Source organism: Oleiphilus sp. HI0117, assembly GCF_001635235.1.
On sequence record NZ_LWGA01000623.1, the window covers coordinates 1 to 11,931 of the forward strand.

General features: G+C 44.5%; 13 protein-coding genes and 2 tRNA genes. 1 reads left to right on the forward strand and 14 read right to left on the reverse strand.

The features are described 5' to 3' along the window. Positions 1-177: 177 nt before the first annotated feature. Positions 178-414, reverse strand: coding sequence for a sulfurtransferase TusA family protein (locus A3757_RS07035; protein ID WP_068507810.1), 237 nt, complete (start codon positions 412-414; stop codon positions 178-180). Between the two features lie 180 nt (positions 415-594). On the opposite strand from A3757_RS07035, the gene A3757_RS07040 reads away from it, so the two are divergent. After that, entirely contained in the window at positions 595-2,034 is a 1,440-nt protein-coding gene (locus tag A3757_RS07040; protein WP_068554308.1) for a M48 family metalloprotease, read from the forward strand. Positions 2,035-2,069: 35 nt separating this feature from the next. On the opposite strand, the gene nadA is transcribed toward A3757_RS07040, so the two are convergent. The 13 genes from nadA to ruvC form a co-directional block, all read right to left on the reverse strand. Then, entirely contained in the window at positions 2,070-3,110 is a 1,041-nt protein-coding gene (nadA, locus tag A3757_RS07045; RefSeq protein ID WP_068553537.1) for a quinolinate synthase NadA, read from the reverse strand. A gap of 260 nt (positions 3,111-3,370) precedes the next feature. Continuing rightward, a tRNA-Lys gene (locus A3757_RS07050) sits at positions 3,371-3,446 on the reverse strand. Between the two features lie 123 nt (positions 3,447-3,569). After that, positions 3,570-3,645 (reverse strand) — tRNA-Lys (locus A3757_RS07055). A gap of 114 nt (positions 3,646-3,759) precedes the next feature. Beyond that, the gene (gene ybgF, locus A3757_RS07060) at positions 3,760-4,662 is read right to left on the reverse strand and encodes a tol-pal system protein YbgF (protein ID WP_068511016.1); all 903 of its coding nucleotides are present in this window, start codon (positions 4,660-4,662) and stop codon (positions 3,760-3,762) included. A gap of 5 nt (positions 4,663-4,667) precedes the next feature. Next, the gene (pal, locus tag A3757_RS07065) at positions 4,668-5,255 is read right to left on the reverse strand and encodes a peptidoglycan-associated lipoprotein Pal (protein WP_231872114.1); all 588 of its coding nucleotides are present in this window, start codon (positions 5,253-5,255) and stop codon (positions 4,668-4,670) included. Positions 5,256-5,429: 174 nt separating this feature from the next. Then, positions 5,430-6,731 (reverse strand): Tol-Pal system beta propeller repeat protein TolB, encoded by a 1,302-nt coding sequence (tolB, locus tag A3757_RS07070; RefSeq protein ID WP_068511018.1) that lies wholly within the window; start codon positions 6,729-6,731, stop codon positions 5,430-5,432. 48 nt (positions 6,732-6,779) lie between these two features. Beyond that, entirely contained in the window at positions 6,780-7,820 is a 1,041-nt protein-coding gene (gene tolA / locus A3757_RS07075) for a cell envelope integrity protein TolA (protein ID WP_068739359.1), read from the reverse strand. Next, on the reverse strand, positions 7,817-8,209 hold the full coding sequence (gene tolR / locus A3757_RS07080) for a protein TolR (RefSeq protein WP_068511022.1): 393 nt from the start codon (positions 8,207-8,209) through the stop codon (positions 7,817-7,819). Before tolR ends, tolA begins: the two co-directional genes overlap by 4 nt. A 29-nt stretch (positions 8,210-8,238) precedes the next feature. Then, positions 8,239-8,961, reverse strand: coding sequence for a protein TolQ (gene tolQ, locus A3757_RS07085; protein ID WP_068739361.1), 723 nt, complete (start codon positions 8,959-8,961; stop codon positions 8,239-8,241). A 54-nt stretch (positions 8,962-9,015) separates the two neighbouring features. After that, positions 9,016-9,441: a YbgC/FadM family acyl-CoA thioesterase gene (locus tag A3757_RS07090; RefSeq protein ID WP_068511027.1), complete on the reverse strand. Its 426-nt coding sequence runs from the start codon at positions 9,439-9,441 to the stop codon at positions 9,016-9,018. Between the two features lies 1 nt (position 9,442). Next, positions 9,443-10,477 carry a Holliday junction branch migration DNA helicase RuvB gene (ruvB, locus tag A3757_RS07095; protein ID WP_068511029.1) on the reverse strand — a complete coding sequence of 345 codons (1,035 nt, stop codon included), beginning with the start codon at positions 10,475-10,477 and terminating at the stop codon, positions 9,443-9,445. Positions 10,478-10,617: 140 nt separating this feature from the next. Continuing rightward, positions 10,618-11,223, reverse strand: a complete 606-nt coding sequence (ruvA, locus tag A3757_RS07100; protein ID WP_068511030.1) for a Holliday junction branch migration protein RuvA — start codon at positions 11,221-11,223, stop codon at positions 10,618-10,620. Between the two features lie 65 nt (positions 11,224-11,288). Further along, positions 11,289-11,807, reverse strand: coding sequence for a crossover junction endodeoxyribonuclease RuvC (ruvC, locus tag A3757_RS07105; protein ID WP_068511032.1), 519 nt, complete (start codon positions 11,805-11,807; stop codon positions 11,289-11,291). Between the last annotated feature and the right edge of the window lie 124 nt (positions 11,808-11,931).

The following is an 11,931-nucleotide window of genomic DNA, read 5'->3' on the forward strand; positions in this document are numbered from 1 at the left end:
AAACACCAAACTTCCGCCGATTAAAATCAACAGCACAACAGCTTCTTCGTCTGAAAAATATCGGTCAACCCAAGACCGTAATACCTGGAGCATAAATTTGCCTAAAAGAGGTTTGAAACCGGACACTTACTAAAATCAATGCCCATAAATTAGAATACTAAGCGGGAATGAAACGCCTTAGCGCTTAATAATATAGTACACAAAGCGCGACGATTCTAAGTCTTCTTCAGAAGATTCGATTAACTCATGAGCTGTTAAAGCTATAAACGAAGCGAAATCCCTAACGGAGCCCTTATCAGTGGCGATCACTTTGACACATTCACCAGCCGACATCTTATTTAATTGCTGTTTAGCTTTGAGCAATGGCATCGGACAGGCCTCACCAGAAGCATCTACTAAATAATCGAATTGCATAACTACCTATCAATAAAAACAAAACCCAAGGAAAGAACATCTTATAGCAGCGACAGGAGGTTATACAAGCTAATCTCAGACAGCTGCCACCCTAGTTCATTCTGACAAAGTATTCACTTGCATCTGCTCCGAATTCGGCCTATATCTAAGAACCTAACACACCATACAATACAATCGAAGATGCCACGACGACAAAGCCTTAGCTTTTTACTACTCTGCTTACTAATATCGAGCACTCACGCAGACTCGAGCACTGATACAATCCCTAGCCTTGGCAATAGCTCGTCAAACCTCGTTTCAATCCAGCAAGAAAAAGCCCTAGGCAACGCTTGGTTGCGCACATTTAGACGCCACACCCAAGCCTATGATAATCCTTTAGTCACCGAATACCTCACCAACCTTGTATATAAACTCGCGCCAAACTCTGCCGTAATCGATCGCGACTTCACCATTACAATTGTCGACAATCCAAGCCTAAATGCCTTTGCAGTACCTGGTAGCATTATTGGCGTAAACGCAGGGTTATTCTTTAACGCCAATACCGAACAAGAATTTGCATCCGTTATTGCTCACGAACTCGCCCACCTCAGCCAAAGACACTACGCCCGCATGCTCGAACGACAAAAGCTTGCGGCGCCACTGACACTCGCCGGCTTTCTGGCAAGCGCAATTATTGCTGCGACAGCTGGTTCAGAAGCTGGCGTCGCTGCACTGGCAAGCACTCAGGCACTTAGTGCAGAGAAACAACTAAAGTTTTCACGCAAAAACGAACAAGAGGCTGACCGCCTAGGTATTAAGATTTTAGCAAATTCAGCTTTCGACCCGCGAGCAATGCCAAAGATGTTTGAACGCATGTACAAACAAACACGGCTCAGAGCAGAGAGCCTCCCAGAATATCTATCAACACACCCTCTGTCCGATACGCGAATTAGTGATACGCGAGGGAGGGCTGAGCAGTACCCCAGAGCACGCTATCGAGATGACATTGACTTTCACTTTAGTAAAAACATGATCATTAGTGACTATGCGGAATCCAGGCAAGCTGCAGTTGAATACTTCAACAATATTCTGCAAAAGGGTAATACGACACAAATTAGTACCGCGACATTTGGCCTTGCCTATGCTCACCTAAAAACCAAGCCCCTCAAAACGATTGAGCTTCTGGAAAAACTATTAGAGCAGTATCCTAACCAGATATCGATCAACACCATCTATGCGCAAGCATTATCCAATGCCAGCCGCCACACCGATGCAATCAGCACCCTTGAGCAACAATTAAGCAGGAACCCTCACAACTACTCTTTATCTCGAGCGCTGGCAAAAGCGTATCTTGATGCAAACAAAATTAAGGAATCGAATCATCTACTCACTAAAATGAGCCTACGTTACCCTGAAGACCCCGAGATTTGGTACTTACTTGCTGAGGTAGCGGGGCTCGCTGGTGATATCGCGCATTTGCACCAAGCACGAGCAGAATATTTCTACCTTACCGCTAGAATGAATCAAGCTATCGAGCAGCTTAGCCTTGCCTTGAAAAAAACCACAAGTGAGCTTGATGAACTTAAGATCCAGTCAAGACTGGACCTCTTCTATGCCATCAAAGAAAACCCGCTGTTTTAAACGCGCAAACAGGGTGAATGGAAAGCCAAAGTTATTTACAACGTAGCTGAGAAGTCTAGCATTCTCTGAAGGGACTTAAGTGCACCGGCTCTTAATTCGGAGTCGACCTCTACTTCGCCACTCCCCTCACTTAATGCCAAGTACATATTTTCCAGGTCGTTCATTGCCATCCACGGGCAATGTGCACAGGATCGGCAGGTCGCTCCAGAACCGGCAGTGGGCGCTTCGATAAAGACTTTCTCAGGCGACAACTGCTGCATTTTATAGAAGATACCGTTATCTGTAGCGACGATAAATTCTTGATTCGGCAACTCTTGCGACGCTTTGATAAGCTGAGTCGTTGAACCGACCGCATCAGCAAATTCAACCATACTTTGCGGAGATTCCGGATGCACAAGTACCGCGGCATCAGGGTAAACCTTCATAAGGTCCTTTATACCCTGCCCCTTAAACTCCTCATGAACAATACAAGAACCCTGCCACATTACCATGTCAGCCCCTGTTTGCTTCTCTATGTAGTTACCTAAATGCTGATCAGGCCCCCACAGTATCTTTTCACCACGTTTATCAAGATAACTTACAAGCTCTAAGGCCATGCTTGAGGTGACTACCCAATCTGCACGGGCTTTAACAGCGGCGGACGTGTTAGCGTAAACAACGACAGTTCGATCAGGGTGCTGGTCACAAAATTCTTCAAACTGTTCAATCGGGCAGCCAATATCTAGTGAGCAAGTCGCTTCGAGCGTTGGCATTAGTACAGTTTTTTCCGGGCTGAGTATCTTTGCCGTTTCGCCCATAAAGCGCACACCAGCAACCAACAGAGTCTCAGCTGAGTGTTCCTTACCAAACCTCGCCATCTCTAGAGAGTCTGAAATGCATCCCCCAGTCTCTTCAGCCAATGCCTGTACAATAGGATCTGTATAGTAATGCGCAACGATAACGGCGTTCTTTTCTTTAAGTAGCGATTTAATCTTCTCTTTGTAATCTGCAACCTTGGCCTGATCTAATTCTCTAGCCGAGAGATGCTCATGCGCTAAATGCTCTTGAACCAAAACGCGATCTTCAATACTTGCCATGTCGTTCCTATCTAAAGATATATCTAAAGTTCGAATCTATTTTTCTTACTAACTAGAAGCCACTCAAACACACAATACACTAATGTGAAGCTGCACCTAAAATTTGGGTGCCATAGTATAATCCTTGTGACAGTAAAATCTATAATTGATTGAGTACCAACGCAAGCAGATCGAAGCAGCGAGCGCAGACTAACAAATGACTATATGTTAAAACTAATGAATTAGCTGGAAATATTGGGACAGCGGACTTTCGAAGGGAATGGTGGGTCGTGCAGGATTCGAACCTGCGACCAATTGGTTAAAAGCCAACTGCTCTACCAACTGAGCTAACGACCCGCTGGAATCTTGTGAACTAGCGATGCTAGTAACATCAAGTTTAGACAATGTTTTTCAACATTTTATGCTCATCGATCGGCTCTGTTGCCACCAACTTCTCTACATTAGAACAGCGGAGAAAAATGGTGGGTCGTGCAGGATTCGAACCTGCGACCAATTGGTTAAAAGCCAACTGCTCTACCAACTGAGCTAACGACCCGATGAGGCGCATATAGTAATGATTTTTAAGAAAATAACAAGCGCAATTTCAAAAAAATTACATTAGTTTTACAGTTTTATAAAATTATACGAAAAATCTATAAAATTCAGTCGCTTAGCGATTGATCTTATAACTTTTTGCTAGTTTGGCAGCGGTACTATCAGGAAATTGCTTTTGAACCTCACTTAAGTATCTTTGAGACTCAGTCGGGTTCTGTAAGCGATCATATGCCACACCAAGCTTAAATAGAGAGTCAGCAACCTTACTGTGACCAGGGTATGCCTGCACAACGATAGAGAAAGCTTGTCTAGCCTGCTCTAGCTGAGGTAAGACTAAGTAAATCTCTCCCAACCAATAATAGGCATTACCTGTTAAAGGCCCATCTGGGTATTTCTCGATAAACGTGTAGAAACTTGTAACCGCCTCGTCAAACTTTTTGTCTTTGATAAGCCCATAAGCCTCTTGATATGCCTGCTTTGCTTCAGCCGAACTGGCTTTTTTGGGCTCGACAGCGACATCAGTAACAACACTTGCTTTCGTACCTTCTGACTCTCCATTCACACTTAGGCTAGGCGAAACGACTGAGGATGTATTGGAAACAGTAGAACTCGACCCACTTGACTTGGCTTGCTTGGACAAAGCCAACACTCTTGAGTCCAGGTCAAGATATCTAGCCTTCGCATTTCGCTTTAAGTGACGTATCTCATTAGCTTGCTCTTCTACAACACCTCTAAGAGCCTTAAGCTGCTGCTGCAATTCCTCGATCATAAAAAACAATTCACTATTTGCAGAGCTTTGAACCGGCAGTGCGACAGGCGCACTAACAGGCCGAGCCGAAGGCAACGCTGTTTGTTCAGCAGGCGCTGACGCTTCGGGCGCAGAATTGTTTTGTTCTGACTGAAAAATTAGTGTTCGCGCAGAAAGAGGAGCAGAAATAACAAGAAAGGACAGGAGGGTAACTGGTAATAGCGCCGGAGCTGAAAAACAGCTCCGCGCGAGAGTCTTATCAATCATCATAATGATTATTGATACTCAATATAAGCTCTTCGGTTTTGAGCCCATGCTGCTTCGTTATGGCCAGCATTTGCAGGACGTTCTTCACCGTAGCTAACTACTTCAATTTGAGCTTTAGAAACACCATTTACAATTAGGAATTTAGCAATCGAGTTACCACGACGCTCACCTAATGCAACGTTGTAACCCTTAGTGCCACGCTCATCACAGTGACCTTCAATCACAACTTTTGACGATGGGTTAGCAGATAAGTAAGCCGCGTGAGCTGCCAATGCAGGACGTGACTCAGACTTAACAGTTGACTGGTCAAACTCAAAGTAAAAAGTTCTCATTTCACGCAAAGCGGCTTGCTCGGCCATAGCAGCTTCTTTAGCTCTTTGAGCAGCCTGCTCTTCAACACTAATTTGATCAGCGTCTGGTGCACCTGAAACTGTACCGCCGGTTGAAGCACTGTCTTCAGATTGGTTTTCGTCTTGTGCAGCTGGAACTTCGTCTGCAGTGAACTCATCTTCAGTACTTAAGCTTTCACAACCAGTTAGTACTAAAATCGAAAAAATAAGCGCCAGGAACAGCTTGATCGAATTTAATTTCATCATCTTACCTTCATTTTTTTGGTGGGGATTCAAGTATTCTTTGTCAAATCGTACGCTTTTCACACTAAAATCATTTGACTTATTATCATACAAAGCTTACCGGATGCACTATAAAACACAAGCGGGTTTTAGCGAAAAGCTTTTATTTTTACCGGTTTATATCCAATAATTAATAATCTACAAAAAAGGTGACCAGGCAGGCTCCAGCACATCGCCCTTATTAGATGGTAAAAAATATTTCGCACCACCATCAACCGATACCACCGCTAAAACTTTGCTACCACCGCGCAAGGTCGAATATATAATCATACGCCCATTTGGTGAAACACTTGGCGACTCATCCAGCGATGTTGAGGTGAGAATTCTTTGATCCCCCGTCTCGATATCTATTTCTGCAATATGAAAACCTTGATCACCCGGCTCGGTACTTTTGTGGACGTAAAAAATACTATTACCGTCGCGGCTGTAGCGAGGCCTGGTATTATACTTCCCAACAAAGCTCAAGCGCTCCGGAATACGATCTCTCAGAGACATACGATAAACCTGTGGGCTCCCGCCCCTGTCACTTGTAAATACGACACTTTTACCGTCCTGTGACCAGCTTGCCTCGGTATCAATACCTGAGTCGAATGTTAATCGCTCAGTGCGATCACGAGCCAAGTCATAACTATATAACTCGGCGTTGCCATCTTTCGACAAGGTCATTACCAGAGAGGAATCATCTGGCGACCACATAGGCGAGTCATTCAAGCCTTTAAACGAGGTCACCTTTCTTTGATTTCCTGAAATCACATGCTGAATGTAAATTGCTGGGCGACCAGAGTCATAAGACACGTAAGTCAGGTGCTGCCCATCATTAGACCATGAAGGAGACAACATAGGCTCGCGACTAGTAAACAGTGTATAAGCCCCTTTCCCATCAGCATCTGCAACATTTAGGCGGTACTGACGCTGCTTGTTGGTTAACTCTTTAACGGTTATATATGCGATCTTGGTAGAAAACACGCCTTGGACACCCGTAATCTGCTGATACACACGGTCACTAATATAATGCGCTGTTTTTCTAAGGCTTGTAGGGCTTGCTTTTACTCGCTCGCTAATGAGAGATTTTTGAGTAAAGATATCAACAAGTTCATAGTCTACTATTACCTGCTTAGAACCATTTTGATGCGTGACACTCCCAACAACAATATAACTCTGCCCTAGCCTACGCCAGTCTCTGAAGTGCACCTGGTCGAAGCGTTCAGGTAAGCCGAGCATACGCGAGGTCGGCAAGGTATCAAAATCACCACTTCGTTGAAGATTGTTTGCAATAATTTTGGATACATCCTCAGGCAATGGCGATGCATTTTTATTTGCAAACGGAACGATCGCAATAGGCTGAGCACTTGCCGAGCCCACCTCTATTTCGATTACAAGCTCGGCATTTACTGCTGCCGATACAAATGCAGTTAATATCAGTATTAGAAACTTCTTCATTCAAACCTCAGAATTTCGTCACAAGAACATTTATCTAAAAAACGTTCACTAATCAACAGGTGAAAATCGCATCGAGAACTTACGAAAGTGCCGATCAAATATATTTACATCATCAGGAACAGGATAGGTACTAATGCTGCTAGCAGCATGCTCTGCTGAGCGATCATAGACCGGGTTTCCGCTAGTACTTTTAATCCCAACCGCTTTTAACTCACCGCTTGGTAAAAGCTCTATTGTTAAGGTGACGCTTAAACCGGTTGATTTGGGAGGAATACGCCATCTGGTTTGCACCTTACGTTTAATTGCAGCCATAAAACGCTCGACCTCACTCACTTCAAAGGCATGCGTGGCTTCGAGCTCAGCTTGGCGCGCCTTTTCTTCAGCAGCTTTTGCTTCTAAAAGTCGATCCTCTTCAAGCTTACGCATCTTTTCCAGTAAGACTTTCTCTTGAGCTTGTCGAGCCAATTCACGCTCTTTGATTTTTAGGGCTTCTTCAAGTTCCAGTGCTTTTTTCTTTTCCAGTGCCTTTTTCTTCTCCAGAGCCTTTTTCTTCTCTAGAGCTTTTTTCTTCTCTAGAGCCTTTTTCTTCTCCAGAGCCTTTTTCTTCTCCAGAGCTTTTTTCTTCTCTAGAGCCTTTTTCTTCTCCAGAGCTTTTTTCTTCTCCAGAGCCTTTTTCTTCTCTAGAGCCTTTTTCTTCTCTAGAGCCTTTTTCTTCTCTAGAGCCTTTTTCTTATCCAGAGCCTTTTTCTTATCCAGAGCCTTTTGTTTTTCCTGAACCTTTGCCCGCTCCCTATCTCGGAGTTGCTGTAGTTCATTTTCACTAATCACACGAGCTTGAATACTTTTTGGAGGCAACTTAACTGTTTGCTCGTTACTACTCTGCCAATTGAAAAAGAATGCAGCAATGACCAATATATGAACAGCAACACTAGCAATCAGAAACTTTCGATTTTTTACCTCTATCGCCTCGCCTAACAAGACCTTAAGGAGTTTAAAGTTTTCCGTTGCACGCTTATCTGAAGACTTTCCACTTGCTCCCTGCTTTTTCAAAGCACGAGCTTGAGAATCTTTAGCCGTGTTTTTCTTCATGGGTCCTCAGTGATCAATCCGACATCTTTCGCACCGGCATTCTGTAAAGCAGCCATCAGCTCAACCACAACTCCGTACTCTACATGCCTGTCTCCTCGCACAAGAACACTAGTAGAAGGTTCGTGTTGAAGAATAGAGCTTACATTTTTTAGTACGACCTGAAGCTCTAAAGGTTTCTTGCTTGATGATGTCATTTCCATATAGTAAGCACCGTTTGAGTCGACCGTCACGACAATCGGCTCGAGGCTTTTAGCACTTTCTACCGGGTCGCTATCAAGTAAGGGTAAATCAATCTTGATCCCCTGAGTCAGCATTGGTGCTGTCACCATAAAGATAATAAGCAGCACTAGCATCACATCGATATAGGGAACAACATTTATATCGGACATGGGTTTACGCTTAGATCTAGGCACCGTTATCAGCCTCTATTAGAAGTATTATCAGCAACACCGTCTTTTGCACTTCCTGCACTTGAATGAATATTTCGATGAAGAATACTCGAGAACTCATCAGCGAAAGTTTCATAGCTTGTATAAAGCGCATCAGCCCTTGCCGAAAACCTGTTATAAGCAACAACAGCAGGAATTGCTGCGAATAGCCCCATTGCAGTAGCAATTAGTGCTTCAGCAATACCTGGCGCTACCGTCGCCAAGGTCGCTTGCTGCTGCTGAGCAAGCCCGAGAAAAGAGTTCATAATCCCCCAAACTGTGCCGAACAGACCAACATAAGGGCTTGTAGAGCCAACTGTTGCCAAAAATGGCAGATTGGAGTCAAGTCGTTCACCCTCTCGCGAAAGCGCAACACGCATTGAGCGCTGCGTCCCCTCCATCACGGCATCGGCGTCTACGCCTGCTTGTTGCTTTAAACGGTTAAATTCCTTAAACCCCGCTTTAAAAATCAATTCAAGCCCACTACTCGCTGCCGACCCGGAACTTCTTTTGTACAATTTTCCTAGATCCATGCCGGACCAAAACATATCCTCAAAATTATGCTGCTGCGCATTAGCCTGTCTGAAGAAACTAGAGCGCTGGAATATCAGATACCAGGATATTATCGACGCAAGCAATAATGCCAACATAACCAACTGCACAATAAAACTTGCATCAAGAATCAAACCAACAATCGAAATCTTTTCCTGCACTTATTTTCTCCAGGTAATCTGCCAAATCTAGGCACAAAATACGGTAATAGCTGACTAACTTTGTAACCCTGTTGAACTCAAGGCTTGCTTCAGGCCTTCGGGTAGCGCTCTCGGCTTGTTATCAGGCAATGATACACAAGCGACCTTAACATTCCCCTCAACTAGCCGCCTACCAGATGAGTCTTCAACAAACTGTTCAAATTCTATATAAGTTCTTTTTAGAGACGAAACCGAAGCAGTAACATTCAGTATTTCATCAAGTTTGGCGGGGGCCAGGTATCTAACATCAAGGCTATGCACTACATAACTGATTCCTTCTTCGAAACCAGCCCGAAGCTCAAACCCTAAACTTCGAATAAACTCCGTTCTAGCACGCTCAAAATACTTTAAATAATTAGCATAAAACACGACGCCGCCAACATCAGTGTCCTCTATATAAACGCGTATTGGCAGACTGAATGCTTCGCTAGAACATGTCATATCACGCTCCGCCGCTGAGTTCGGCGGGTGCTTTCAAACCAAAATGCTGCCATGCTTTTTGTGTTGCCAGACGACCGCGCTGCGTTCTTGCCAAATACCCTTGCTGAATCAGGTAAGGCTCCAAGACATCCTCAACCGTGCCTCGCTCCTCACTAATTGCTGCCGCCATGCTTTCTACGCCAACCGGGCCGCCAGCAAATGTTTCGAGTACCGCGAGTAGTAAGCGCCGATCCATTTGATCCAAGCCTTTTGCGTCAACGTTGAGCATACTTAGGGCTTTATCAGCATTGTTCTTATCCAAGACACCATTACCTTTAACCTCGGCGTAGTCTCTTACTCGCCTTAGCAATCGATTGGCTATCCGGGGCGTCCCTCTGGAACGACAGGCTATCTCATCGGCTCCACCCTGTTCAATCTCTAATCCGAGTAACTGGGCTGAACGACTAACAATGGAGCTCAAATCCTGGTTATTGTAGAACTCAAGACGCTGAACGATCCCAAATCGGTCTCTTAACGGAGAGGTGAGCAAACCTGCTCGCGTGGTTGCACCAACAAGCGTAAAGGGAGGTAAGTCGAGCTTGATAGACCTTGCAGCCGGACCTTCACCTATCATGATATCGAGCTGATAATCTTCCATTGCCGGATATAAGACTTCTTCAACTGAAGCATTCATTCGGTGAATTTCATCAATGAAAAGAACGTCTCCTGCTTCCAAGTTTGTCAGCAATGCAGCAAGATCACCGGCTTTTTCAAGAACAGGGCCAGAAGTAGACTTAATATTGCTCCCTAGCTCATTTGCAATAATATTCGCTAGCGTTGTTTTACCTAGTCCAGGCGGACCGAAAATAAGCACATGATCCAGCGCTTCTTGCCTTTTACTGGCTGCTTGAATAAAGATATCCATTTGCTCTTTAACAGCGGGCTGCCCAACATAGTCACTTAAAGACTTAGGCCGAATCGCTCTATCTTGAACATCTTCACTCACACCACCAAGCTCGGCAGCTTGAGCGGCAATAATACGATCTGCTTCAATCATGTACATTCCAAACAGGAAACATCAATCTGGGCGTGGCCGTAATGACACACCAAGAACTTACTATGAAAGACAGTTTACAGATCAATCCAAGGGACTAAAGTTAAAAATATGTTAGACCTCGCCGACCTATAAGCCAGGTGCTACAACATTCCTTTTAGTGCAGCTTTAAGAAGAGACTCTAGGGTTTGCCCCTCATGACGCACTGATTTAATAGATTTCGCAGCATCTTGAGGCTTATAACCCAAGGAAATCAGCGCCGCTTCGGCTTCACCTTCGATATCGCTAACACGCGCTAGAGGCATATCAAGCTCAGAAATTGACACATCACCACCCTCAGGAACAAGGCCTTTAACCTTATCTCTCAGCTCTATCAACAACCTTTCGGCCGTTTTCTTGCCAATACCTGGTAGCTTCACCAACGTAGAAACATCATCATCAGCTACGCAGCGAGCTAAAGATGCACTATCTAAACCAGATAGAATAGTTATCCCCAACTTTGGACCAACACCGTTAACCTTTATGAGAACCCTGAACATGTCTCGGTCTTTCTTATTCAAGAAGCCATATAACAATTGAGCATCTTCGCGAACAACAAAATGAGTATATAGGCTCACGCTAGCGCCCGCCTCAGGCAAAGAAAAAGACGTAGAAATTGGTACCTCGACTTCATAACATATGCCCGACACATTTAATAAAACACTCTGGGCACCCTTCTCTTCGACTATTCCTAGCAATTTACCAATCATCTAAATTATCTACCTTATTTACTATTGATTTCCCATTTTGTCGCCTTAAGCAAATCAGTCAATAACTACCGCATACGACCACCGCGACTTTGACTAACACCAGAAACTTGCAGCAACAGCTTCTCACTATTCGCATGGCAAATTGCTATTGCCAAAGCATCTGCTGCGTCTGCTTGAGGTGAGCTTTCAAGCTTTAACAGGTGCATAACCATTAACTGGACTTGAGACTTATCTGCCCCCCCCTTACCAACAACCGCTTGCTTGACCTTTCTAGCCGAATACTCGTTAACTTCGAGCCCTGAATTCGCGGCTGCAACAATGGCTACGCCACGTGCCTGACCAAGCTTAAGCGCTGAAGAAGGGTTCTTGGCCATAAAAACCTCTTCGATTGCAAATTGATCCGGTTGATACTGCTGAATGAGCTGTCCAACGGCTTGAAATATAACTAACAGACGGTCGGAAAATGCTCCATCCCCGGTACGAATACAACCACTTGCAACATAAGATAAACGCCCCCTATCCTTCGAAATAAGCCCGTAGCCGGTTACTCGTGAGCCGGGATCTATACCTAGTATCAGGGACATACTTCTAAACCTTTTGATTGTTAATCAGTATCAAGGCGGTAAAACCGCCTACCATTATGCCAGGTAATATTCTGGTACGAATCGGAAGAAAAAATGCCTTTAATCAAACTCAAATCTTCATTTC